The 24,230-nt window shown below is 69.2% G+C and carries 23 protein-coding genes; 14 read left to right on the top strand and 9 right to left on the bottom strand.

The annotated features are described in order from the left end of the window. Position 1 precedes the first annotated feature (1 nt). The 3 genes from DY245_RS32270 (at position 2) to DY245_RS44835 (ending at position 1,005) form a co-directional block, all read left to right on the top strand. Positions 2-175: a CsbD family protein gene (locus DY245_RS32270; protein WP_128510734.1), complete on the top strand. Its 174-nt coding sequence runs from the start codon at positions 2-4 to the stop codon at positions 173-175. 267 nt (positions 176-442) lie between these two features. Next, positions 443-799, top strand: coding sequence for a PRC-barrel domain-containing protein (locus DY245_RS32265; protein ID WP_128510733.1), 357 nt, complete (start codon positions 443-445; stop codon positions 797-799). A gap of 35 nt (positions 800-834) precedes the next feature. Continuing rightward, complete coding sequence (locus DY245_RS44835; RefSeq protein ID WP_181923970.1) at positions 835-1,005, top strand: hypothetical protein; 171 nt, start codon at positions 835-837, stop codon at positions 1,003-1,005. 649 nt (positions 1,006-1,654) lie between these two features. Here DY245_RS44835 and DY245_RS32260 read toward each other — a convergent pair. The 3 genes from DY245_RS32260 to DY245_RS32250 all read right to left on the bottom strand — a co-directional run bounded on the left by DY245_RS32260 (position 1,655) and on the right by DY245_RS32250 (position 4,778). After that, positions 1,655-2,317, bottom strand: a complete 663-nt coding sequence (locus tag DY245_RS32260; protein WP_128510732.1) for an SGNH/GDSL hydrolase family protein — start codon at positions 2,315-2,317, stop codon at positions 1,655-1,657. A 157-nt stretch (positions 2,318-2,474) separates the two neighbouring features. Continuing rightward, entirely contained in the window at positions 2,475-3,992 is a 1,518-nt protein-coding gene (locus DY245_RS32255; RefSeq protein WP_128510731.1) for an FAD-dependent monooxygenase, read from the bottom strand. Between the two features lie 552 nt (positions 3,993-4,544). Next, entirely contained in the window at positions 4,545-4,778 is a 234-nt protein-coding gene (locus DY245_RS32250) for a hypothetical protein (protein WP_128510730.1), read from the bottom strand. Positions 4,779-4,984: 206 nt separating this feature from the next. On the opposite strand from DY245_RS32250, the gene DY245_RS32245 reads away from it, so the two are divergent. The 4 genes from DY245_RS32245 (at position 4,985) to DY245_RS32235 (ending at position 8,529) form a co-directional block, all read left to right on the top strand. Further along, complete coding sequence (locus DY245_RS32245; RefSeq protein ID WP_342354236.1) at positions 4,985-5,503, top strand: gluconokinase; 519 nt, start codon at positions 4,985-4,987, stop codon at positions 5,501-5,503. 338 nt (positions 5,504-5,841) lie between these two features. Then, entirely contained in the window at positions 5,842-6,225 is a 384-nt protein-coding gene (locus tag DY245_RS48010) for a DUF389 domain-containing protein (RefSeq protein ID WP_342354235.1), read from the top strand. Then, positions 6,131-6,559 carry a DUF389 domain-containing protein gene (locus tag DY245_RS47085; protein ID WP_280525023.1) on the top strand — a complete coding sequence of 143 codons (429 nt, stop codon included), beginning with the start codon at positions 6,131-6,133 and terminating at the stop codon, positions 6,557-6,559. The genes DY245_RS48010 and DY245_RS47085 overlap by 95 nt, the downstream gene beginning before the upstream one ends. A 131-nt stretch (positions 6,560-6,690) precedes the next feature. Continuing rightward, positions 6,691-8,529: a glycoside hydrolase family 15 protein gene (locus DY245_RS32235; RefSeq protein WP_128510729.1), complete on the top strand. Its 1,839-nt coding sequence runs from the start codon at positions 6,691-6,693 to the stop codon at positions 8,527-8,529. 49 nt (positions 8,530-8,578) lie between these two features. Here DY245_RS32235 and DY245_RS32230 read toward each other — a convergent pair whose 3' ends face one another. The 6 genes from DY245_RS32230 to DY245_RS32205 form a co-directional block, all read right to left on the bottom strand. Then, positions 8,579-10,360: a cation:proton antiporter gene (locus DY245_RS32230; RefSeq protein ID WP_128510728.1), complete on the bottom strand. Its 1,782-nt coding sequence runs from the start codon at positions 10,358-10,360 to the stop codon at positions 8,579-8,581. Positions 10,361-10,417: 57 nt separating this feature from the next. Beyond that, positions 10,418-11,458, bottom strand: a complete 1,041-nt coding sequence (locus tag DY245_RS32225) for a cytochrome d ubiquinol oxidase subunit II (protein ID WP_128510727.1) — start codon at positions 11,456-11,458, stop codon at positions 10,418-10,420. Then, positions 11,455-12,939 (bottom strand): cytochrome ubiquinol oxidase subunit I, encoded by a 1,485-nt coding sequence (locus DY245_RS32220; RefSeq protein ID WP_128510726.1) that lies wholly within the window; start codon positions 12,937-12,939, stop codon positions 11,455-11,457. Before DY245_RS32220 ends, DY245_RS32225 begins: the two co-directional genes overlap by 4 nt. A gap of 37 nt (positions 12,940-12,976) precedes the next feature. Beyond that, complete coding sequence (locus tag DY245_RS32215) at positions 12,977-13,816, bottom strand: SDR family oxidoreductase (RefSeq protein WP_244943404.1); 840 nt, start codon at positions 13,814-13,816, stop codon at positions 12,977-12,979. A gap of 165 nt (positions 13,817-13,981) precedes the next feature. Beyond that, positions 13,982-15,571 (bottom strand): GMC oxidoreductase, encoded by a 1,590-nt coding sequence (locus DY245_RS32210; protein WP_425329461.1) that lies wholly within the window; start codon positions 15,569-15,571, stop codon positions 13,982-13,984. Between the two features lie 118 nt (positions 15,572-15,689). Next, positions 15,690-16,637, bottom strand: coding sequence for a cyclase family protein (locus DY245_RS32205; protein ID WP_244943403.1), 948 nt, complete (start codon positions 16,635-16,637; stop codon positions 15,690-15,692). Between the two features lie 253 nt (positions 16,638-16,890). Here DY245_RS32205 and DY245_RS32200 point away from each other — a divergent pair, with 253 nt between their 5' ends. The 7 genes from DY245_RS32200 to DY245_RS32170 all read left to right on the top strand — a co-directional run bounded on the left by DY245_RS32200 (position 16,891) and on the right by DY245_RS32170 (position 24,101). Continuing rightward, entirely contained in the window at positions 16,891-17,574 is a 684-nt protein-coding gene (locus DY245_RS32200; RefSeq protein ID WP_128510724.1) for a DUF3159 domain-containing protein, read from the top strand. Next, the gene (locus tag DY245_RS32195; protein ID WP_128510723.1) at positions 17,571-18,767 is read left to right on the top strand and encodes a cytochrome P450; all 1,197 of its coding nucleotides are present in this window, start codon (positions 17,571-17,573) and stop codon (positions 18,765-18,767) included. The genes DY245_RS32200 and DY245_RS32195 overlap by 4 nt, the downstream gene beginning before the upstream one ends. A 53-nt stretch (positions 18,768-18,820) precedes the next feature. Further along, positions 18,821-19,015 carry a ferredoxin gene (locus tag DY245_RS32190; RefSeq protein ID WP_128510722.1) on the top strand — a complete coding sequence of 65 codons (195 nt, stop codon included), beginning with the start codon at positions 18,821-18,823 and terminating at the stop codon, positions 19,013-19,015. 8 nt (positions 19,016-19,023) lie between these two features. Further along, positions 19,024-20,223, top strand: coding sequence for an NAD(P)/FAD-dependent oxidoreductase (locus DY245_RS32185; RefSeq protein ID WP_128510721.1), 1,200 nt, complete (start codon positions 19,024-19,026; stop codon positions 20,221-20,223). Positions 20,224-20,583: 360 nt separating this feature from the next. Then, the gene (locus DY245_RS32180; RefSeq protein WP_128510747.1) at positions 20,584-21,840 is read left to right on the top strand and encodes a sensor histidine kinase; all 1,257 of its coding nucleotides are present in this window, start codon (positions 20,584-20,586) and stop codon (positions 21,838-21,840) included. Continuing rightward, on the top strand, positions 21,837-22,526 hold the full coding sequence (locus tag DY245_RS32175; protein WP_128510720.1) for a response regulator: 690 nt from the start codon (positions 21,837-21,839) through the stop codon (positions 22,524-22,526). The genes DY245_RS32180 and DY245_RS32175 overlap by 4 nt, the downstream gene beginning before the upstream one ends. Positions 22,527-23,093: 567 nt before the next feature. After that, positions 23,094-24,101: a hypothetical protein gene (locus DY245_RS32170; RefSeq protein ID WP_128510719.1), complete on the top strand. Its 1,008-nt coding sequence runs from the start codon at positions 23,094-23,096 to the stop codon at positions 24,099-24,101. The last annotated feature ends 129 nt before the right edge of the window (positions 24,102-24,230 follow it).

Here is a 24,230-nt window from a genome sequence, read left to right as displayed (position 1 = left end):
CATGAGTCTCGCGAAGAAGATCGCGCACAAAGCCGAAGCGATGAAAGGCGGCGCCAAGGAGACAACCGGCCGCGCCACCGGCAGTCGACGCCTGCAGGCCGAAGGCCGCGGAGACCAAGTCAAGGGCAACATCAAGCAGGCCGGGGCGAAGATCAGGGACGCGTTCAGGCACTGACCGATCCGCCCGGAGCGCCCTGCGGCCGCGGTGGTCTGCTGTGACCCGCCGTGCCCTGCTGCCCAGGACGGACTACCTCCACAGGACCGTGCAGGACCGTGGTCGCAGCGTGAAAAGACGAGGACGACACCAGATGGCTGGCCTGGCGCCCGAGGGCGGACAGCAGGAAGCAAGCTGGAAGAGCAGACGCCTCTGGTGGCGACATTGCGATGTCGAGCGGGCTGTCCTGCCTCGGCCGGTTGAGGCAGGACGATCGAGGGGCTGACGATGATCGAGGCAGCCAATATCCGTGAGTGGCGCAATCACAATGTGGTGGACCCGGCCGGGCGCAAGATCGGTGTGCTCGAAGCGGTCTACGTGGACACCACCACCGACGACCCGGCCATGGCCACTGTCCGAACCGGCCTGCGCCCCCGCCACCGCCTGGTCTTCGTCCCTCTCGACGGGGCCATCGTAGGGCCGGGCTACGTCAAGGTCGCCTACGCCAAGAAGCTGGTGAGAAAGGCGCCCGCGATCGGGACGGACGACGTGCTGCCCGCCGAGGCAGAGGAGGCTGTCTTCCAGCACTACGGCTTGACCTACCAGCCGGGCGCGGGCGGCGAACGGCAGCTCGCACGCCGCTGACCACCCGCGCTCAGCCCAAGGGAGGCGTTCGCGTCATGGTTCTCTTCCTGCTCCTGATCATCGTGGCCGTCGCACTGGGAATCATCGGAACCGTGGCAGAGGGATTGGGCTACCTGCTGTTCATCGGCATCGTGCTCTTGGCGGCCGACCTGCTGTTCGCCACCATGCGCTTGTCCGGGGGGACGAGGCGTCGTTCACCGCGATGACAGCGGAGCTGCGTCGACCACCGTGCCAGTGTCGTGCCAGATAGAGCGGTAAACAACGGTCAACAGGGGGCTGAGATTCAACTGGGCGTTCCGTCCCAGCGGCGGCGTCTTCGCTGGTCAGGCAGGCATGAGGCACCCGAAAGCCCCCTGATTCCCAAGCTCAGAGCGCGGGTTCGATTCCCGTCACCCGCTCCATAGTTGAGGCCCAGGTCAGTGATCTGGGCCTTGTTCGTTGTCCGGGCCTCTCCGGTGACGGCGTGCCCTTCGCGTGCCCCAACTGCCGGGAAGGCGTGGCCCCAGGGAGGTGTGACGGGCCGAGATGGCCCTGTCGGGCAGGCATTCGCGTGCGTACGCTCCCGCGGAGCCCGCGCATGCCTGCGGGAAGGTGTGCGCGCGAGCGTCATGACGAGCAATCCCGTGTTCATCCGGGACGACCTCGTAGGTCTCCTCACAGGCCGGCACCGCTCCACCTGCGGCGTAGCGAATGGTCAGCACAGCGCCGATCCGCGCCGGGTACAACGGGACATCGTCGAGCGAGCGCTCGCCGTCAGCCGACTCATCCAGCCCAGGTTCCTGCGGCCCTCCCGGGGCGGCTCGGCCGGCGAAACTCCTCGCGATCGCCGGTGTTGCGGGTGATCGCGAGGCCCGGTCACGCGACCAGGCGCAGCCAGGCCGCCGCGAGTGCGGCGTGACCGGCCGGCGTCGGGTGTACGCCGTCCGCGGCCCAGTGCTCCGGCCCGGTCGTCGCGGCGAGCTCGGCGAACATGCCGTCGGCGGTGAGCAGATGCGCGCCGTACTTGCGGGCGAGCTTGCGCACGACCTGGATCTTCGGGTCCAGGTCGGTGCGCCATTCCTTTCGCTCTTCCTCTCCGATGAGCGCGACACCCGCCTCGACGACGCCGTGGATCGGCAGGAGGAACGGCTCGATGAGGATCAGCTTCGTGTCCGCCTCGGCGAGGGGCGCGAGCAGGCGGTCATAACCCGCTTCGAACTCCTCCACGGGGATCACGTACCCCTTCGGGTCCAGCGTGTGCCAGCCCATGTCGTTGACCCCGACGAGGATCGACACCACGTCCGGGCGCGCGTCGAGTACGTCTGTCTGCCAGCGGGCTTCGAGGTCCATCACCTTGTGGCCCGCGATCGCGGAGTTCAGCCAGGTAACGGGCCGGCCCGGGTACCGGAGTCCCCACTCGCCCGCGACGCGCAGCGGGTAGCCGAACCCGAGGCCGTCTTCGCTCTCCAGCCGTTGGCAGTCGGTGATCGAATCACCGGTGAACATCACGGTGCTTCCCGGTCGGACGGTGATCGTCATGTGCGCTCCTTGAACTCGGTGAGGAGAGGAAAGCGGATGAGAACGTTGATATTCCGGCGATTGAAATCGCATCGGAATGACTCCCTTCGCGCCCTTTTAGCACCCGCAGGAACGAAAAGAGAACGGGGTAGCCGCTAAGGAGAACGGGGAAGCTGCTTCAGATTTCCGGACCACCGAACCAATGGCTGGCGGCCCGCTCAAACGCTGCACGATCAGGGGTGCCATCACCTGCCCAGGCGACTACGCCGTCGGGTCGGACAAGCACGGCACCCGATCCGAGGTCGTTTCTCGCCGGACCGGCTACATACCGCATCCGACTCTGCCAGCCCATCGCTGAACCGCGCAGGCATCGGTCGGTGCTGAAATCGAGCGCGACGCCCCGTCCGTCCCGCATCAGGTCGCCGAGGCGAGTGCCGTCTTCGAGGCAAAGGTCCGGGGCGTTGCGGCCGACCAGTGGATGCTCGCTGCCAAGGTCGTAACGGATCCACGATCCCGACATCCTCTCGAACACGTAGGTCGTTCCGTCCCGGGTCCCGAGCAGGTCGCGAACCACTCCTTGGACCGCCTGGCCATGCGGGTCCGGCCGCATGACCGCCACCTGGGCGCGCGACCAGTCGAGCACCCCTGCACCGATCGGATGGCGCTCGCGGGTGTAGGTGTCGAGCAGCCCGTCCGGCGCGTACCCGTGCACGGTCGCCGCGAGCTTCCAACCCAGGTTCATGGCGTCGCCGATGCCGGTGTTGAGTCCCTGCCCGCCAAGGGGCGAGTGGATGTGAGCGGCGTCGCCCGCGAGCAGGACGCGTCCCCGCCGGTAGGTCGTCGTCTGCATCGCCCGATCGGTGAAGCTCGAGGCGAGATGCACGTCGCTCAGCGTCACGTCGGTGCCGGATACACGGCGCAGAACCGCCTGGAGATGGTCGCGAGTCGGCCGCTGCGAGCGATCGAACGCGCCGCCGTCGAAGTCCATCATGCCGATGTACCCGTCCGAGAGCTGGAGGTACATGCCCGTCGGCGTCAGGTTGATCCCAGAGCGCAGCTTCTCGGAATCGGCGACGGTGGCGTGCATGGTGTAGCCGGTGAACTGCGGCTCGGTGCCGACGAATTCGAAGCCCGCGAGCCCACGCACCGCGCTGCGTCCGCCATCGCAGCCGACGACCCAGCGCGCCGCGTACTCCTGCTCGCCGGCTTGCGCGACCGCGCTCTCATCGTTCTGGGCGATGGCTGAGACCGTGACGCCGTGCCTGATTTCCACGCCGAGCCGGGATGCCTGCTCGGACAGCAGCGTCTCGACCGCTTCGAGGTATGTCAGCATGCCCTCCATCGCCGGGCTGGGAAGCCGGTAGGGCAGGGCGGCGACGTCGACCTGGGCCGGATCGAGCATCATGCCGGCGAAATGGCCCACGCCACGCGGGGGTGACGGTTCGTGCGCGTCGGGGTCCGCGCCGGGATCGTCGTGGACACCCGATGCCGTCAGCAGCTGGTGCAGCATCCCGCGGCGGTAGAACGCCTCTACCGACGCGGCGGACAGGCCCCGCATCCCGAGCGGCTTCGCCTTGAACGGGGAGTGGGGCTCCGGCTCCCGCTCAAGCACCAGGACAGAGCAGCCCGCGAGGCCAAGCTCGCAGGCGAGGAACAGACCGACCGGGCCAGCGCCCACGATCACTACGTCATGCACGAGAGATCCCCTTCCCAAACCCGCAGCCGGGTGGGCACCCGGCAGGACCTCTCGAAAGGTGCCAGACCCCACCGACATCGGACCGACAGTCCCCGATATGCCTCCGACACCGGACTGACAGCCCCCGACATGCCGCCGACACCACGGCTCCGCCGCCCGATCACCCCTGGTCAAAGCACCAATCAGTCAGGAGGAGGCTTTACAGGTCTCAACCCCAGGGACTGTCTCGTTCGATTCCTGAGCCGGGCAAACTCGAAGCAGAGCTTGGCAAACAGGCACTACGGGCGGTACCGCGATGTGGCCGTCATACTCGGCGCGGCGGCTCGCCTGCGCGGCGCCCACGACCGTACCGATCTGCAGGTCCGCACGCTGAGTTGCCGCGGCCGGGCCGCGCTCGGCGACGAGCGCTTCGCCGAAGCGGACGAGATCCTTGGGGGCCGGTCGCCTCGGACGGCGAGCGCACTCCGCATCGTTGGCCGGGTGATCGACGTGCTCCCCGGACGTCCGTCTGCAGGACCTGCGCTCGCCGGCCACCTGCGAGGGGGACCTACGTCACCCCTCGCCCTTCTTCACTTTGTACAGTTCGAGATCTTTGTTCACGAACAGGTGCACATATCCGCAGTTCCAGCAGACCAGCCCGGTCGCCGACTCGTTCGCCCAGCCGTAGCCCATGAACTCCATGCCGGAGCTGTTGAGCTTCACCTCACGGTCCCGAAACAGATCACCCTGACAGAAAGTGCACTTGACCCACACATTCCCGACAGCCGCACGTACAGGCTTGGCCACACCCTCACCTCTCCCAAGGACAACCGGAGTGGCGCAACCGTCTCGCACACACCGCGCAGCGGTCAGCATAGTCAGGGCATCGAACCGGGCCGTGAACCGGAGGGACCGCTGACCGCCCCTGCACATGCGGCGCGTCAGGGGATGACGGGCGATAGTGGACATGTGCCAGTGTTCCACCGCCACCTCAGGGAGGCTCGTTGACCGGTGTGGCCGGCGGTGCGCGGGTGGTGATCGTGATGGGCGTTTCGGCGTCCGGGAAATCCACCGTCGGAGCGCGGCTCGCGCAGCAGCTCGGCGTGCCGTTCCTCGACGGCGATGATCTGCACCCGGCGTCCAACCGCGCCAAGATGGCGTCCGGGCACCCCCTCGACGACGCCGATCGTCGGCCTTGGCTGGCGGCTCTCACGGAGTGGATCCGTACGAATGCGGCCGGTGGACACGGGGCTGTGGTCGCGTGTTCGGCGCTCAAGCGCGAGTTCCGGGACCAGTTCCGGCACTTGGGAGTGGACGTGTGGTTCGTCTGTCTGGCTCTCGACCGTGAGCTGGCCGCGGAGCGGATCGCGCGCCGGAAGGGGCACTTCATGCCTCCGGAGCTGCTCGGCTCCCAGTACGACATTTTGAATCCGCTTCAGGCCGACGAACCGGGCGTCACCATCGACGCCTCCGGCAGCACGGCACACGTCGTGGCGGCCGCTCTGCACGCATTGGCCGGGCCGGAACCGTAGCGGGTCACCCTGAGCGAAGCGAACGCCCCGCGCCTGAAGCCGGCTCCGCCCACAGGAGGTTCGGATGGACTTGATCCACTTCCGAATGGTCATGCCGCGCGCACTCACCCAGCCGGCCGTCGACCTGCTCACTTCGGACGAGCGTGTCCTCAACCTCGTGGTCGTGAAATCGGCCCGCATTCCGGACGGCGACGCGCTCGAATGCGATGTGATGAAGGGCGCCGCGAATGGCGTGCTGGGCGCCCTGCGTGAGCTGGGCATCGACCGTACGGGGTCGATCGCCGTCGACGGCGTCGAGATGATGTTTTNCGGGGTCGATCGCCGTCGACGGCGTCGAGATGATGTTTTCGCGCCGCGCCGAGCAGATCGAGGCCGGCCAGCCGAGCACACTCGTCCACGTACCGCTGTGGGCCACGGTCGAGGCCCACATCCGGTCGGAGGGAACCTACCTGCCGTCCTTCTACCTGTTCCTGGTCATTGCCGGGCTCATCGGCTCGGTCGGCATCATGACGAACTCGCAGATCCTCATCGTGGCGGCCATGGTGGTCGGCCCCGAGTACGGCGCGATCACCAGCGTCGCGCTCGGAATCGACCGGGGCAACCGTCGCAGGGTCCGGGACGGGCTACGTGCGCTCACGCTCGGCTTCCTGCTGGCCATTGTGGTCACTCTGGGTTTCGCCCGCGCTGGCGCGGGGCGCACACCTGCAGTCCAAAGCCTTTGAACTGGGTCTGCGGCCTGTCTCCCATCTCATCGACACCCCGGACTTCTTCTCCGTCGTCGTCGCCTTCCTTGCCGGCGTTGTCGGCATCGTCTCGCTCACCGAGGCGCGCGGCAGTGCCCTGCTCGGTGTCTTCATCTCCGTGACCACGATTCCCGCCGCCTCGGACATCGCCGTCTCGGTTGCCTTCGCCGACTGGCATCAGGCATGGGGCTCGCTGCTCCAGCTCCTGCTCAACGTCGTCGTTCTCATCGTGGTCGGCGTCCTCACCCTCCGTCTCCAGCGACGGCTGTGGCGCCGCGCGACTCGGCATGCGACAGCTGAGCCCCAGAGCTAGCTGGGGGCCGGTCACGTCCGCGACCAGCCCGTCTCGTACGGCCCGAGCTCGGCGCGCCGGAGCCGGGCCCCCGGTTTACGCTGATCAGGGGGCCGCATTCGGGTGATTCGCACACCGAAGGGGGCGCCCCTATGAACGACTACCCGCTGATCGAGGACCACGGCCTGCTGGGCGATCTGCAGACCGCGGCACTGGTGACCACGGATGGGACGGTCGACTGGTTCTGCTTCCCGCGGTTCGACTCGCCCAGTGTGTTCGGAGCGCTGCTGGACAAGGACAAGGGCGGGCACTGCACGGTCCGGCCCCTGCACGCGACACAGGCGACCAAGCAGTTGTACCTTCCCGACACGGCGATTTTGGTCACCCGGTTCATGACCGAGGCAGGCGCCGGTGAGGTGCTCGACTTCATGCCCGTGACCGGGACCACGGTCACGGCCGGCCACCGGTTGGTGCGCATGGTCCGCTGCGTACGCGGCAGCATGACCTTCGAGATCGAGATCGCCCCGCGGTTCGACTACGGGCGCAAGGCCCACCAGCTGCACGTCACCGAGCACGGAGCGGTGTTCGCCTCGGACGACGGCGTGGAACTCACCGTGCACCCCATCCGCGAACCGGAGGACGAGCGCCTGCTGGACGTCCTGACGGACCAGCACGACGACCTGCACTTCTCGCTGACCCTTCAGGCGGGCCAGCAGCGCGGGCTGGTCCTGGCGTCGGCCGCCGACGGGCCGCCCAGGGAGATCAGCCTCGCCGAATACCAGCAGCTCTTCGACGACACCGTCGTGTTCTGGCGCTCCTGGCTGGGCCAGTCACGCTACTCGGGGCGCTGGCGAGAGGCGGTGGAGCGCTCCGCGGTGACGCTGAAGCTCATGACCTACGCCCCCAGCGGTGCCCTGGTGGCCGCCCCGACGGCGGCGCTCCCGGAGCAGCTGGGCGGCGAACGCAACTGGGACTACCGGTTCACCTGGATCCGTGACGCCTCCTTCTCGGTGTACGCCCTGCTGGGACTGGGCTTCACCGAGGAGGCCAAGGCGTTCATCGGGTGGCTGGGCGACCGGGTCCATGAGCGGGCCGGCAGCGACGAGGACTCCGACCCCCTCAACGTCATGTACAAGGTCGACGGCTCCTCCGACCTGGAAGAGCAGATCCTCGACCACTGGGAAGGCTATGCGCGTTCGGCCCCGGTGCGGATCGGCAACGGCGCCGCCACACAGCTTCAGCTGGACATCTACGGCGAGGCTCTCGACAGCATCTACTTCGCGCACCGGCACGGAATCCAGCTGGGGCACCGGGGATGGACCTCGCTGCTGACGAACCTCGACTGGCTGGCCGACCACTGGGACCAGGCGGGAGAGGGCCTGTGGGAGACCCGCGGCGGCCGCAAGAACTTCACGTACGGCCGCGTGATGTCGTGGGTGGCGTTCGACCGCGCGCTGCGGCTCGCCGAGTCGAACGGCCGGCCGGCCGCGGCCACACGCTGGCACCGCGCACGGGACGAGATCTACGAGCAGGTCATGGCGAAGGGCTGGAGCCAGGGGCGTCAGGCCTTCGTCCAGCACTACGGCAGTGACGTACTCGACTCCTCGCTGCTGCGGATGGCGACGGTGGGGTTCATCACGCCCGACGACCCCATGTGGCGCTCCACCCTCGACGCGATGGAGGGGAAGCTGGTCAGCGACAGCCTGGTCTACCGCTACAACCCCGAGGCCTCGCCCGACGGTCTGCGCGGCTCCGAAGGAACCTTCTCGCTGTGCACGTTCATGTACGTCGACGCCCTGGCACGCGCGGGACGGCCCGACAAGGCGAGGCTGGTGTTCGAGAAGATGCTGGGGTACGCCAACCATCTGGGCCTGTACTCCGAGGAGATCGATCTGACGGGTCGTCAGTTGGGCAATTTCCCCCAGGCGTTCACCCATCTCGCCCTCATCGACGCGGCCATCACCCTGAACGCGACTCTCGACCGGCGGTAGTCGGGCCCGGTCAGGCTGGTCGGACCCGGTTCAAGTGGCCGGGCTCGGTTCAAGTGGCCGGACCCGCGCCCGTCGCCGACGCGGGTCCCAGAAGGACGAGCGTGTCGCCTTCCTCCGCGGTGACCGGCAGGGTCCCGGTCACCGGTTCCAGCCGGCCGTCACGCCGGACGACGAACAGGGCCTGGTGTCCTGGCGGGCACGGGACCGACGCGGGCTGTACGCGGAAGCGGGCGCCCTGCTCATGACGGGCCACCAGGGCATGGCGCAGGAGGTCCGGGCCGAAGAGGGTGTCACCGGCGGTATAGGGGGCAACGACGCCCCGACCGCCGGGGGGCGGGCCGACGCGGTGGACGGGGCCATCGATGCGGTCCCGCATGACGATCGAGGCGAGTGCGTTGAAGTCGTCGTCGTCGGTCAGCAGGAAGACCGACGTGACCTCCTCCAGCCGGGCTTTCGGATCGGTGGCCACGGCCATGAGCTCCCCGGCGGCCAGCTCGAACCCCGCTTCCGTGATCCGGTTCCTCTCCTGTGCGAGTCCCGCCCACATCAGCACGTCGAGTCCGGCGGTGCGCAGCGACCGGGCGAGATCGATGACCCAGGGATCGCCGCCCACCAGGAGCGGGCGAGCGCGCGAGGGGCGTGCGACGCCCAGCCTGGCGGCCACCGGCCTCGCCGTCAGTGCGTAGACCACGACCGTTCCGACGATCACCAGGAAGGTGATGGGAAGGATCTTGTCGGCGCCAGGCAGGCCCGCGGTGATGAGCGATGCGGAGAATGTCGTGGCGGTGGACGCGGCGACGATGCCGCGCGGGGCCATCCAGCCGATGAAGGCGCGTTCACGGGCGGCGAGATCCGTCCTGGCGGTGGACAGCAGGGCAACCAGGGGTCTGACCACCAGGACGAGCACGGCGACGAGCACGAGGGTGGGCAGCAGCACAGGGACGACGGACTTCGGCGTCACCGTCGCCGAGATGGAGATGAACAGCAGGCCGATGATCAGCTGCACGAGCGTCTCGAAGAACGGCCGGCGTACGGGCATGCCGAAGCCGGGCAGGTTCGCGACGGTCAGCCCGGTGACGATCGCGGCGATCAGCCCGGTGTCGTCGAAGACCATGTCGCAGCCCGCGGCCACCACGACGACGGTGGCCAGTTGGGCGAGCGTGCCGAGCGTCTCGCCGAGCCTGAGCAGCCGGAGGGTGAGCCACAGCAGCGCGGCGCCGACCACACCGCCCACGAGCCCTACGGCGATACCGGCGAAGAAGGAAGCGGACCGGAACCCGTGGCCGGTCCGGAATCCGCCGGAGACGAGGGAGTGGAGGACGACGGCGCCGAGGATGCCGCCGACGGGATCCATCAGGGACCCTTCCCACAGCAGGACCCGCCGCACCTTGTCCAACGGCCTGACGTGGTCGAGCAGCGGACCGACGACGGTCGGCCCGGACACGACGAGGATCACGCCGATCATGCTCGCGACGGCGAACGGCACGCGGAACAGGGCCGGTCCCAGGCCCATGACGGTCCCCGCGGTGAGCAGCACGCCCAGCACGATGAGTCGCACGACGACGCTCCGCGCCGCGCCTTTGAGGTGGCGCAGGTCCAGTCCCAGCCCGGCGTCGTAAAGGATGAGCGCCACCGACAGCGACACCAGGGGCGAGAAGGCCGGCCCCACGAGCTTGTCGGGATGGACGACCTCGGTGACCGCTCCGGCGGCGAACCCGGCCGGCAGCAGCACCACCAGGGCCGGGATCCGCAGTCGGCTCGCGAGGATCTGGGAGCCGACAGCGAGGGCCACGGTCAGGCCGATGCCCAGCAGGATCTCGTCCACGGTCACCGCGCTCTCACCCTTCGGCGTGCGCTCTGCGGTCTGCGGTCTGCGCCCGCCACGAGGTCAGCCCTCGTCACCGGCACCGGTGCGCCGCAGGTCGGCGTCGGTGAGGCCCTCCAGCTCGCCATGGGTGTCCAGCCAGTAGAGCAGCGCGACCGCGGGGACGATCAGCACGACGGCCACGAGGGTGACGAGCGCCAGCCAGCGGAGTGTGGTGTGCGCGCCCGCGCCCTCGGCGACGGTCAGTGAGGTCGGGATGAGGTACGGGCGCTGTGCCATACCCCAGGCGAGGACGGCCGACGCGACCACGCCGACCGCGGTGACCCGCGACCAGGCCCCGGAGGGGCGGATCAGCAACCAGGCGGTGGCGAGCGTGCCCAGCGCCGCCACGATGACGAAGACGAGCCCCACGCCGTGCGTGAGCCCGTGCCATACATGAGGCGCGTCCCCATGGGTGACGAACAGCGTGATCACGGCGAGAACGGCGACAACAGCCAGGGCGCCCAGCGCCCTTTGCCGGAAGTAGGCGTCGAGATCCGGCGCGGAGAAACGGCGGGCGTCCGCGGCGAGGAAGACGGCGCCGAGCAACGCCGTGGTCGCGATGGCGAGCAGACCGAACAGCAGCGATGTGGGGTTGGCCCAGGCATCCGTCGATGCCTGCGTCGTGGAGGTCACCCGGCCCGAGGCCACTCCCCCGGCTGCGGCACCGAGGAAGAACGGCGTCAGGAGCGACGAGAGGGCGAACACCGCCCCGTACAGGCGCCGTCCGGCCAGCCGCCGGGCGGGCTTGCGCAGGGCGAAGCCGGCGCCACGCAGCACGATGCCCACGGCGGCCAGCGCCAGGGGCAGCCACATCGTGGTGAACACCTGCTGGAAGAAGACGGGGAAACCCGTCCACATGGTGATCAGCACGAAGATCAGCCAGACGTTGTTGACCTCCCATACGGGAGCCATCGCGTGGTCGATCAGCCAGCGGGGGCGCTTGCCGCGTTCCGCTCCGCCCGCGGTCAGGTCCCAGAAGCCGGCTCCGTAGTCGGTGCCGCCGGCGCAGGCATAGGCGGCGACCGCGAGCAGCAGTACGACGGCGATGACACCGGCGATCACGGTCGTTCCCCCGTGGACGAGTCGGTTCCGTTGCCACCGGACCGAGGCGTGTCTCCGGCCGGAACCGTGGAGCGGGGCCCGTACGGATTGTCCGTCTCCGGTGTGGGCGCCGGTCTCCCTCCCTCGCCCGCCTCGTCGGCGAGCCGCCAGCGGGCGGACATCTTCAGCAGCACCGCGAGGAACGAGGCAAAGACGACGACGTACACCACGATGACCAGGCCGAACATGATCCACAGGCCGGTGGAGCGGGTCGACGTCACCGCTTCGGCGACCCGCATGTTCTGGTAGACGATCCACGGCTGGCGGCCCACTTCGGTGGTGATCCAGCCGCATTCGACGGCGACGACGGAGGCGAGGCCGGCCACGGCGGCGCACCGGTAGAACCACGGTGAGGCGGGCAGCCTGCGGCGGCGCAGCCAGATCAGGGCGTACCACAGGGCGAGCAGCGCCAGCACGGAGCCGATACCGACCATGGTGTCGAAGGTCCAGTGGGCGAGGGTGGCCTGGGTGGCCGTCGGCCGGTCGCTCGCCGGGACGGAGGTCAGCCCCGTCACCCGGGTGTCCGGGCGGAAGCCGGCGAGGATCGAGTCGAGCTGCGGGATCCGGATGCCGCCGGAGATGCTCCCGTCCGGGTGCAGCCGGCCGAACAGGTACTCCGGCACATGGGTGTCGGTCTTCCAGACCATCTCCATCGCGGCGAACTTCACCGGCTGCTTGTGGAAGACCTGGCGGGCGATGGAGTCGCCCAGCACGAACTGCACCGGTGTGAACACCGCGGCGAGCGTGAAGGGGATCGTGAACCCGAGCCGGTGGTACCGGTCGCGGCGACCGCGCAGCCAGCCGACGGCGTAGACGCCGGCCACGACGTAGCCCGCTGTAACGAGCATCGCCACGACGAAATGCCAGTACTGCGGGCCGAACATGGGCGTGAAGATCGCCTTCCAGATCTTCACGTCGACGGGGTTGCCCGCGGAGTCGAGGGTGAAGCCCCGCGGGGTGTTCATCCAGGAGTTGGCGGCCAGGATCCCGAAGGCGCCGAGCAGGGCGGCGGCGGGCAGGGGCAGTCCGAGCAGGAAGTGGGTCCGGGAAGGAAGTCTGCGCCAACCGTACAAATAGATGGCGAGCAGGACGGCTTCCAGGAAGAAGGCCCATGCCTCGACACCGAACCCGATGCCGAAGACATCACCCCACCTGCCCATCATGCGCGGCCACAGCAGCCCGAACTCGAAGGACAGCACGGTGCCGGTGACGACCCCGATCGCGAACTGGACCGCCATGACCGCCGACCACCGCCGCGCCAGCAGCAGGGCGGTCCGGTCGTCCCGCCGCAGACCGTAGGCGTGCATGAGGAGCGTGATCAGCGGCAGCGCCACCCCCAGGGGCACCAGAATGATGTGGGAGGCGAGGGTGAAGGCCATCAGCGATCTGGCCGGGAGCATCTGCGCCGGTGCGTCCGCCAGCAACGAAACCGTGGTGTGCATAGGAGTCTCCCCGGGGGGCCGACGTGAGTGAGGTCGGTCAGCCGCCGGTGGCGAAGCCGGGGAAGAGAGTCATCCCGCCGTCCACGTAGAGGGTGGTGCCCACGACGTAGTCCAGGAGGTCGGAGGCGAGGCCGACGGCGGCGTGGGCGATGTCCTCGGGGGCGCCGATGCGGTCGTAGGGGATCAGCCGCAGGAGATCCTTCCGGGCCTTTGGTGTGTCCCAGGCGTCGCGGTTGATGGGGGTCTTGATGGCTCCGGGGGCGATCGCGTTCACGCGGATCTTCTTCGGGGCGAGTTCCTGGGCCAGCGTCTGCATCATCATCTGTACGCCGCCCTTGGAGGATGCGTAGTTGACGTGCCCCGCCCACGGGATGATCTGGTGCACCGAGCTCATACAGATGATCTTCCCGGCCGCGCGCGACACCTCGGGGACGACTCCGCGGCGCAGAAACTCCTTGGCCGCCTCGCGGGCACACAGGAACTGCCCGGTGAGGTTGACGTCCAGGACCTTCTGCCACTGGGCGAGGGTCATCTCGGTGAACGGCGCGTCACGCTGCAATCCGGCGTTGGCCACGAGGACGTCGATCGTGCCGAATTCCTGGACCATCCGGTCCATCATGGCGACGACCTGGCCCTCGTCGGACACGTCCGCCTCGTAGGCCGCGGCCCGCACCCCGAAGGAAGCGATCTCCTCGACGACCTTCTCGGCTTCCTCCCGGCCGGCCACGTAGTTCACGACCACGTCGGCTCCGGCCCGGCCCAGGGCGACGGCCGTCGCCCTGCCGATTCCGGAATTCGCGCCGGTGACCAGCGCCTTCTGGCCCTTCAGCAGATGCGCGGGGATCACGTCCAAAGGTGCGCCCTCGGTGGAACTCACGATGACTTAGTCCTCCACTGCGCGATCCGGCTCGGCCGGGCCGTGACCCGGAGGTGCAGGCGTCACACAATCACCGTGGTGGGGCAGCAGCGGGGCGCAAAGACCTGCTTTGCGCTGCCCGACTGACGATCTTCGCCCGATCGGCGGTGCGTCACCGCAGGCCAATCAGCCGAGCCGCGCCAGCAGGTGATCGCCCACCCGCAGGGCGTTCGCGATGGCCGTCAGGGACGGATTGACCGCGCCGATGCTCGGGAAGAAGCTCGTGTCGACGACGTACAGGTTGTCCAGGTCGTGGGCCTTGCAGTTGACGTCCAGGGCCGAGGACGCCGGGTCGTCGCCGAACCGCACCGTGCCCGCCTGGTGCGCGGTGGCGCCGATCGGCATGCCCTTGTGCAGGTAGATGCTGTGGGACAGCAGACGGTGCTCGTGCATGCCCAGGTGGCCGAGCATGTGCTGGAGCTTGTGCCGCAGGCGCGTCAGGCCGGCGATGTTGTTGGTCTCGTCGAGAGCGAGGCGAATGCGGCCGTCGCCGTCCAGGGTGACCCGGTTGTCGGGCTGCGGCAGGTCCTCTCCGCACAGCCAGAAGTCGACGGCGTGATGGGCCAGGACTTCGAAGGGCATGTCCGGTGCCACCGCTCCGGCCCAGCGCGGCGCCTCGCCGTGGATCTGCTCGGCATCCGACTTGCCGAGCATCTGGATTCCCCCGAGGGGATAGTCCCAGTCGTCCGCGCCCAGGTACCAGTCGTGCAGGGCGAGGGTCTTTTGGAACTGGGTGTCGTTCGGCTCCTTCGAAATGGCCATCAGCGCAAGGTTGTTGTGCCGCATGTAGTGCCGGCCGACCACGTCCGAGCTGTTCGCCAGCCCGTGGGGGTGGTGGTCGTTCGCCGAAGCGAGCAGCAGGGCGGCGGAGTTGACCGCCCCGCAGGCCACGACCACGATGTCGGCCGAGAACCGGGCCTCCTCCTCGTCCGGCAGTTGGGCGACAACTGCGGTGACATTGCACCCCGTTGGATCGGTCTCAAGCCTGGTCACCCGGGCATGGGTGACCATCTCGACGTCGGTGTGCCGCAGTGCCGGCTCCACACAGATCACCTGGGCGTCGGACTTGCCGCGCACCAGGCACGGGAAGCCGTCCACCCGGTTGCAGCGGATGCAGACGCTGGCGGGGGTTGCCCGCCCGTTCGCGTCCTGTGTGAGGTCGACCCCGATGGGCAGGTGGAACGGATGCAGTCCCCGCTTCTCCAGGTCGTCGCTCAACTGCTGGATGCGCGGCTCGTGTTCGACCGGCGGGTAGGCGTACTGTCCGCTGCACGGCCCTTCCCAGGGGTCCTCGCCGTGCCGGCCGTGCACCAGGTAGAGGTGTTCCGCCTGTGTGTAGTACGGCTCCAGGTCCTCGTAACGGATCGGCCAGGCGGGTGAGACGCCGTCGTGGTGGCGTAGTTCGCCGAAGTCCTCGGGGCGCAGCCGGAACAGCGCCGCGCCGTAGAACTTGGTGTTGCCGCCGACGTAGTAGTTGACCTCGGGCGGGAACTCGTTGCCGTGTTTGTCGAGCCAGAACTCCGGAGCCCGGTACTTGCCCCTGACGAACACGGCAGTGGAGTCCCAGTTGTCGCGTTCGCGCGGCAGGTAGCCACCGCGTTCGAGGATGAGCACCCGCTTGTCCGAGGGAGCGAGCCGGTGGGCGAGCGTGCCACCGCCGGCGCCGGTGCCGATGATGATGACGTCGTAATGGGAGGAGCCGCCCACGGCGACCACCGTCCTTGCCTTGCGGCCCCCAGCCGTTGCCGGGACCTGCCAGTAGCTTTCTCCCTTCTTCGAACGTATACGCCCCGCAGCACCGCGGCACCTGGAACGGCCCGCGTCCCGCGCACGGTCACAGGACGGCGATCGGGTTCACCGGAGAGCCCGTGGCCGCCGGGAGTCGCAAGGGGGCGACCACGCACAGGAAGTGCCAGCGGCCCAGCTGTTCGCACGCCGGTACCAGTTCCTCGAAGTCCAGGTAGTCCATCAGGTGCAGCCCCATGGCGTTCATGGCCAGCACATGCACCGGAAACGGAACCTCGGTCACCACGCTGGGGGCCGTGTCGTTGTTGCCGTCCGACCCCAGGACGGCCACGCGACGCTCGGCCAGGAAGTGCATCGCTTCCGGGTGCAGGCCCGCCCGCGCCTGCGCCGCGTTCCAGGCGCCGAGGCTCCGGCGCCGACGGCGGTGCCCGACTCGTACGAACAGCAGATCGCCCGCTCCGACCGTGACGCCCTGGGCGGTCTCGGCCGCCACGAGGTCGTCGGCGGTCACGTAATCGCCGGGGTCGAGCCACGGCACGCCCCGCAGACGCGGGATGTCCAGGAGGACGCCGCGGCCGACGATGCCGTCCCGCACCAGGTCCAGCGTGAGCGCGCCGGCACCGTCCGGCGTCACGCTGCTCGCCGGGACACCGCCGTAGAGTTCGCCGTCGAACATCACGTGGCACAGCGCGTCGAGGTGGCTGTCGGCGTCCCCGTGCACGTTCATGGCGAATCGGTCGAGGGCGAACCGCAGCCCGTGGGCGTCGGCCTCCCGGTGCGCCGGTGCGGTCATCTCATGGGACGCCGGCTGCGGATTGTCCGGCCCCGGCCTGGTCTCGATGGGGGCGGCCAGCGACACGGTGCGTCCGCACCGGACCTCGGCGGCAGCCACCACACGCTCGGGCGTGAGCCGGCCGAGCGCTCCGCGCCCGTGATCCGTACCGTCCAGGGCCTGCTCACGCAGCCGGCGGTACAGGGACCGGAACTCCGCCTCGGGCATCGGGCGCGACGTCGGGGGACGCGGTTGCGCGCTCATGGTGACGTGGTGTCCGGGCCGGGCACGTGAGCTCCTCCTCATGCGGCACAGGGCTCTGGTTCCACTGTCGGCCTCCACCGGTCCCCGCGCATCCCGGGGTCTGCGCTCGTGGTAGGCGCTGCAACGTCGTACTGCATCCGCGGCAGGCCAAGTGTCTGCGGACGCACGACGACACCCTCCGGGCGGAACGGCATCGTGAACAGGGCCGCAAGCGGCGGGACGGCCACCGTCTGTCGAGGAATCTGGAGCAGCTGTGGACCCAACGGCACACCGTGAGCACGACGGCGAGGACGCCGCACAGGCCGCCGTTCGCAGGCGGCTGCGCGCGGCGGTGGTCGAGGTCGCGCCCATCTTCGGATTCACCGTGAGCTTCGCCCTCACCCACCAGCTCACCGTCGCGCTGGTACTCGCCCTGGCGGCGGCGGCCGGGGTATGCGTCTACCGGGTGGTGCGCGGGGAATCGGTGTGGCGTGCGCTCGCCGTCCTCGGCCTCGTGTGCGTCCAGGGGACGCTGGCCGCAACGACCGGAGAAGCCACCAACTTCTTCCTGCCGAACCTGGTGATGCACAGCGTGCTCGCCTTGGCGAACGCCGTGCTGCTGCTGCTCGGATGGCCGCCGATGGGCCTGGTGGTGGGGCTGATCACGAAGGAGCGGACCGGCTGGCGCCGGTGCAGGGTGCGGCGCCGGGCGTTCAGCAAGGGCAACCTGGTCATCCTCACCGCGAGTCTCGCGATGCTGGCGATCCAGCTGCCGCTGTACCTGTCCGGCCAGGCCGTCGCCCTCGGCACGGCCGATGCCTTCGGGCCCCTCGTCCTCGCACTCAGCATGCTGCTCGGCTGGCGCGTCTACCGGCGCGCCCTCGGCGACCACCACTGCGCCACCAACAACCGCATGAACACCGGGACATCCCTCCCTCTGGAAAGGACTCTTCCGTGACGAACACCCAGCACACCAGGACGCAGCCCACCGTGCGGACCTGCCCCTTCGACCCGCCGGAGGAGTACCGCACACTGCGTGAGCAGGCCCCGGTCACACCGATGACCCTCCCGGACGGTGCCACCGGCTGGTTGGTCACCCGGTACGAAGACGTGCGCGCGGTCCTCTCCGACCCGCGGTTCAGCGCGAAGCGCACCATTCCAGGGGCCGGCAGCCCCGAGATGAACGACGCACCGGTGCCGCCGCCTCCTCCGGGGATGTTCATCTTGATGGACGCGCCGGAGCACACCCGGTTCCGGCGGCTGCTCACCGGGCAGTTCACCGTGCGCCGGATGCGGCAGTTGGCACCGGCGGTGGAGAAGATCGTCGCCGAGCAGTTGGAGGCGATGGCCTCGGCCGAGGGCCCGGTCGATCTCGTCCAGGCCTTTGCGCTGCCCGTTCCCTCGCTGGTGATCTGCGAGCTGCTCGGGGTGCCCTACGCCGACCGTGAGGAGTTCCAGCGGAACTCGGCCACGTTCCTCCGGCTCGATGCGAGCCCCGAGGAATCCCAGCAGGCCCAGACGGCGATGCGCGGGTACATCCACCAACTGGCCCTCGCCAAGCGGGAGAACCCGACGGACGACATCCTCAGCGAGTTGGTCCAGTCCGGAGAGCTGACCGACGAAGAACTGGCCGGCGTCGGGGTGTTGCTGCTGATCGCCGGGCACGAGACGACCGCGAACATGATCGCGCTGAGCACCATGTGCCTGCTGCGCGACCCTGAGCAGCTGGGAGCGTTGCGCGCCGACCCGTCCCTGATGGACAGCGCGATCGAGGAGCTGCTGCGCTACCTGACGATCATTCAGTTCGGTCTGCGTCGCACGGCGCTGGAGGACGTGGAGCTGCACGGCCACCAGATCAAGGAAGGCAGCCTGGTGGTCGCCTCCCTGGCATCCGGAAACCGGGACGCGGCACACTTCACCGACGCCCCCGAGCGGTTGGATGTCGGCAGGCCGTTCAGCCCGCACCTGGCGTTCGGCCACGGTATCCACCAGTGCCTCGGCCAGCAGCTGGCCCGGGTGGAGATGAAGGCGGCCCTGTCCGGGCTCCTGGACCGGTTCCCGACGTTGCGGCTGGCGGTTCCGGTCGAGCAGGTGCCCATGCGCGACAACATGCTCGTCTACGGCGTCCACGAGCTGCCCGTGACCTGGTAGGGCCGGCACAAACCCAGCGAATCGTCGAACCACACACCACGCGGAGAATCGCCATGAAGATCCTCATTGATGAGGGCAAGTGCGTCGGCGCGGGCCAGTGCGTGCTGGCTGCCGCTGACGTCTTCGACCAGCGGGACGAGGACGGCATCGTCATACTGCTCGACGCCGTCCCGCCACACGAGTTGCTGCCCCAGGTCCAGGACGCTGCCGCCCGCTGCCCCGCGCTGGCGATCGAGGTGGTGGAGTAGTGCCCACCTTGGACCACATTGTCCTGGTGGGCGCGTCGGCCGCGGGTCTCACCGCGGCCGACGCCCTGCGTCGCGAGGGCTTCACCGGGACGCTGACCATGGTCGGCGAGGAACTGCGGACACCGTACGACCGGCCACCGCTGTCCAAGCAGGTGCTGGCCGGCGACTGGGAACCGCACAGGTCCACCTTGCGCCAGGACACCGACATCCAACGGCTGCGTATGAACCTGAGGCTGGGCTGCCGGGCGACCGGCCTGGATACGGCGGAACGTGTCGTCACCCTGGCGGACGGGGACCGGTTGGGTTACGACGGCCTGATCATCACCACCGGACTGCGCCCCCGTCGCCTGCCCTTCGGTCACGAACTGGCCGGCGTGCATGTGCTGCGCACCCTGGACGAGACCCTGACGCTGCGCGCCCAGTTGCTGGCCGGACCCCGCGTCGTGGTGATCGGTGCCGGATTCCTCGGCAGCGAGATCGCTGCCACCACACGCGGTCTCGGCCTGGACGTCACCCTCGTCGACGTCGAGCCCACGCCGCTGGCCAGGCAAGTCGGCACCTGGGTGGGCGGTTTGGCGGGTGACATGCACCGCGACCACGGTGTCCGCCTGCGCATGCGCCGCCATGTCACCGGCATGACCGGCGACAACGGGCGGGTCACCGCGGTGGTGCTCGACGACGGTACCCGGCTGCCCGCCGACGTGGTCGTCGTCGCGATCGGGTCGGTGCCGGCGACCGAATGGCTGGCCGGCTCCGGGCTCGCGTTGGGTGACGGGGTGCTCTGCGACGTCACCTGCCGAGCCGCACCCAGGGTGTACGCGGCGGGAGACGTCGCCAACTGGCCACACCCCGCGGCCGGCGGCCGGGTCCGCCTCGAACAACGCACCAACGCCACCCAACAGGCCCTCACCGCCGCCAAAAACCTGCTGTCCGGCCCGGCGGAGGCAGTGCCCTACGCACCGGTCCCGTTCGGCTGGACCGATCACTACGGCACCAAGATCCAAACCTGCGGCTGGTGCCCCTCCGACGCGACCATCGAAGTCGTCGACGGAGATCCACAGCCACGCAAGGCCGACGGAGATCCACAGGCACGCAAGTTCGTCGCGCTCTACAAGGTGGACGGCCGCGTGGTGGGTGCGCTCGGCTGGAACAGCGCACGCGCCCTGCGCGAGTACCGCAGCCACCTCACCGAGAACAGCGCCGCCTGACACGTCCGTGCCCGGGACACCGTTCCTGCCCGGGACACCGCTCCTGCCCGAGACACCGCTCCTGCCCCGTCAGCACTTCCCGCACCAGCATCGCCGACCGGCAACGGACGCCGAATGGCCGCACCGGCAGACCCGTACATCCCCGTAGCAAGGAGCCACCCATGATCTGCCCCGCACACCCACCCGTCCCCCTGTCCGCGAGCGCGACCACGTGTCCCGGCCCGTGCGCAAGGTGAGCCGCCCGGCGCACCAGGAGCCGGTACGCAAGGTCCACCTCGTTCGATGAAGCCGCGCGCACCGCAGGGCCGGACCGGCGTCATCGCCGGTCCGGCCGGGGCTGCGTACCGTGGGAGCGTGCGCATGATCGACCGGCTCGGGCAGTCGCAGCGGGCCGTCCGGCCACCCGTGGGCGACCTCGCTGTCGCGCTGGGTTGCTTCGCCCTGGCCTCCCCGCTGGCCGTCGCCTTCGCCTACGCCGACCACGCTTCGATCGCCTGGTCCCTCGTGGCCCTCGCGATCTCCTGTGTGCCACTGATCGCCCGAAGCCGCTGGCCGCTTACGGTGGTCGCAGTGACCGTGGCCATGCATGTGGCCCAATTCGCCCTGCTCCCGCTCGCCAGGCCGACGCCCGCCGCCTCGGCTGTCGCTCTCTATACGGTGGCGATCCACACCGACCGGCGCAGGGCCTGGCGCACGGGCACACTCGCAGCCGTCGTGCTCATCAGCGCGTCGCTGGCCTTCCGCCCGGGCGCGGAAAGGCTCCCGCAGACCCTTGTCCTGGCGCAGAAGCTCCCCTCGTCCCTTGCCCTGATTGCCTGGACGCTCACGGCGGTGGCCATCGGCGACGCCGTCCGCAGCCGCCGAGAAGTGCTCGCCGCCGCCGTGGAGCGAGCCGAGCGGGCCGAGCGCACCAAGGAGGAAGAGGCCCGCCGCCGGGTCACCGCGGAACGCCTCCGGATCGCCCGGGAGCTGCACGATGTCCTGGCCCACCACATCACCCTGGTCAACGCCCAGGCGGGCGTCGCCCACCACCTCATGCGCACCGACCCCGAGCACGCCTACCAGGCGCTCGAACGGATCCGGGACACCAGCCGGGGGGCGTTGGACCAACTGCGTGCCACCGTAGGACTGCTCCGGTACGGCGAAGATCCGGTCGAGCCCCGCGAACCGGCACCCGGACTCGCCGGTCTCGACCGTTTGCTGGACTCCTTCCGCCACTCCGGCCTCGACGTCACGCTGGAGCGCACCGGGCAACCGGGCGAGCTGTCGCCGATCACCGATCTGACGGCCTACCGGATCATCCAGGAGGCCCTGACCAACACGCGCAAGCACGCCGGCCCGGCATCGGCGCGGGTCCGCCTGGACTTCCGCACCGACGTCCTGCGGATAGCCGTCGAGGACGACGGCCGTGGCACCGCGGGAAGCAGCCGCGATACCGGCCCTGCCGCCGCGGCCATCGAAGAAACCCATGATGCCGGCACCGGCCACGGCATGATCGGTATGCGGGAGCGGGCCAAGTCCGCCGGAGGTACCCTCGCTGCCGGACCGCGCCCCGGCGGGGGCTTCCGTATCGACGCCGAACTGCCGCTGCGCGCAGGCCGAAAGGGCCGACCATGACCATCCGTGTGCTGCTCGCCGACGACCAGGCACTCCTGCGCGGCACCTTCCGGATGCTCCTCGACTCCGCCCCCGACATGGAGGTCGTCGCGGAGGCCGCAACGGGCCGCGAAGCCGTCGAACTGGCCCGCAGCCACCGCGCCGACCTGGTGCTGATGGACATCCGGATGCCCGACCTCGACGGCCTCGCCGCGACCAGGCTGATCAGCGAGGACGAGGACCTCGCAGGCGTGAAGGTCCTCGTACTGACCACCTTCGAGAACGACGAATACGTCGCCGAAGCACTACGCGCCGGAGCGAGCGGCTTCCTCGGCAAGGGCATCAACCCCGAAGAACTCCTCGACGCGATCCGTCTGGTCGCCGCCGGCGACTCCCTCCTCTCGCCGACCGCGACCAAGGCCCTGATCGCCCGCTTCCTGGCCCAGCCCGCACCCCCCGGACCGGCCGCACCACCCGGACGGACCGCACCACCGCAACTGGCCGCACTCACCCCGCGAGAGCGCGAGGTGGTCACCCTGGTCGCAGCCGGCCTGTCCAACGACGAGATCGCCGAACGCCTCTTCGTCACCCCGCTCACCGCCAAGACCCACGCGAACCGCGCAATGACCAAACTCGGCGCCCGGGACCGCGCCCAACTCGTGGTCATCGCCTACCAGACGGGACTGGCCAGCCCCGAGGGGGCATGAGGTCCGGCAGCCAGCTGCGGTCGGGGGCCTGGACGGCGCCGGGCAGCTCGCCGGCCTCACAGCAGCCGTGGGAACGACGAAATAAGTGCGACTTCGTGAGACCTGGGAGTGTTTGACGGGTCGCAGGGGGAGACTTGGAGGTTGAGACGACAGGGGGTGGTCCAGTGTCGCGTCTAGCGCGGTGGTTGGCGGCAGGGGCGGCGTCGGTGGCCGCATTCGGGTTATGCCTGTGGCTAGCCAGATCGGCCCCGTTTGGGTGGTTACCTCAAGCGGAGGACTCCCGGTGGGGAGTGGCCGCCGCCTTCGGCGGCGTCGTTGCGGCCGCGGTCGGCGGCGGCGTCAGCTGGTGGGCAGGACGGGAGAACGCCTCGGCGCCGGCCAGCCCCCGCCCACAGGTCCGACAGGTGGTGGTTGCAACCGACAACGCTGAGGCCACACAAGTAGCAGGCCACCACGTCCCGGGCAGCAGGACGACACACAACGGCGAAACGCACGGCGATGTCGACCAGCAGGCCAACATCGCGGGCCAAGCACGGATCACCCAAATCGGCGGAGACCACGACCGCAGTGACCGGTGACAACGAGTCGGGGCGAACCGAACAGTCGGCCAAGACGTCCGGGACATCACGTTCCACCCAGGTCGGCCGGGACCAGTACCGCGACCAGATCAACAACTACGGCCCAGCACCCAGCGTCATTACGTTGATCGTCGCATTGGTGATCGTCGCAGTGGTGGCGATCACGGTGTGGACGGGCGCATGGCATTCAGGGGCATCAGTCAAGCCGATACCCGGACCGGCGACACCCACGCGGCCCGCACCAGCCCTGGAGAAGTCCCGCACCCCCTCCACGGAACCTCCCCAGACACCCGCAACGAAGAAGCCGGCAGGAACGGTCCCCGACGGCTACCTCGGCACATGGGAAGGCGAATTCACCAAGCCCGGCGAAAAAGCCATCACCCTGCGCAGGATCGTTATCCGCAAGGGTGCGGTGGGCGCAGAGATCGCGGACGTCCTGACGTCGTCCAAGGACTCCCTCTGCCAGTCAAACGGCACCCTCGTCTCGGCGGGCACACGGCTCGTCGTCGCACCGAAGCTGACCTCAGGCATCCCCAGCGACCTGTGCACCGCGTCCGGTGACATCACACTTCGACGTCACGGGAACACCGGCATCACGTGGCAGTCGGAAGGGACCACCGTCACCCTGCACCGCCCCGCCTCTGCGGCCCGAACGATTCCCGTCCAGTTCCTCGGGACATGGACGGCCCAGGACGGAAACGACCCCACGTCGTCCGTGCGCATGACGATCAACCAGGGAACGCCGGGCAGCGCGAGGGCCGAATTCATCTGGGAAGGGGACGCCCATCACTGCGAAGGCTTCTCCGTACTCGTCTCCATCAGCGACGTACTCAGGTTCAGCCCGGAGACCGTCACCAAGTCCGAGCCGGAACGCTTCTGCGCACAGACCCCGACCCGCATCATGTCCCAGCCGCAGGGAGACACCACGCATGTGGAATGGGTCGCCCCGTCCGACGGCAGCGCCCCCCGAGCATTCACCTTCAACCGCATCGACTGAAAGAGGTACGCCGCCCCTGAGCCGTGAACGCGGCGGCCTCCTGCACCCGCTGATGGAAGTCATGACGGTGCGCGGGGCCGGCCGCGCGTGTGTGAAGGGCTCGCGCGCCGAGCGGCGCGCGAGCCCTTC

Source organism: Streptomyces inhibens (genome assembly GCF_003389455.1).
Classification (GTDB): Bacteria; Actinomycetota; Actinomycetes; order Streptomycetales; family Streptomycetaceae; genus Streptomyces; species Streptomyces inhibens.
This window is presented reverse-complemented; position numbering and strand designations above follow the sequence as displayed.

Bases quoted from the DNA above. Each gene is read 5' to 3' on its own strand.
- DY245_RS32190 (WP_128510722.1), top strand. From the start codon at position 18,821: ATGAAGATCCTCATTGATGAGGGCAAGTGCGTCGGCGCGGGCCAGTGC.
- DY245_RS32260 (WP_128510732.1), bottom strand. From the start codon at position 2,317: ATGACGATCACCGTCCGACCGGGAAGCACCGTGATGTTCACCGGTGAT.
- DY245_RS48010 (WP_342354235.1), top strand. From the start codon at position 5,842: ATGATGTTTTCGCGCCGCGCCGAGCAGATCGAGGCCGGCCAGCCGAGC.
- DY245_RS32180 (WP_128510747.1), top strand. From the start codon at position 20,584: ATGATCGACCGGCTCGGGCAGTCGCAGCGGGCCGTCCGGCCACCCGTG.
- DY245_RS32205 (WP_244943403.1), bottom strand. From the start codon at position 16,637: ATGAGCGCGCAACCGCGTCCCCCGACGTCGCGCCCGATGCCCGAGGCG.
- DY245_RS44835 (WP_181923970.1), top strand. From the start codon at position 835: ATGGTTCTCTTCCTGCTCCTGATCATCGTGGCCGTCGCACTGGGAATC.
- DY245_RS32175 (WP_128510720.1), top strand. From the start codon at position 21,837: ATGACCATCCGTGTGCTGCTCGCCGACGACCAGGCACTCCTGCGCGGC.
- DY245_RS32270 (WP_128510734.1), top strand. From the start codon at position 2: ATGAGTCTCGCGAAGAAGATCGCGCACAAAGCCGAAGCGATGAAAGGC.
- DY245_RS32220 (WP_128510726.1), bottom strand. From the start codon at position 12,939: ATGCACACCACGGTTTCGTTGCTGGCGGACGCACCGGCGCAGATGCTC.
- DY245_RS32265 (WP_128510733.1), top strand. From the start codon at position 443: ATGATCGAGGCAGCCAATATCCGTGAGTGGCGCAATCACAATGTGGTG.
- DY245_RS32235 (WP_128510729.1), top strand. From the start codon at position 6,691: ATGAACGACTACCCGCTGATCGAGGACCACGGCCTGCTGGGCGATCTG.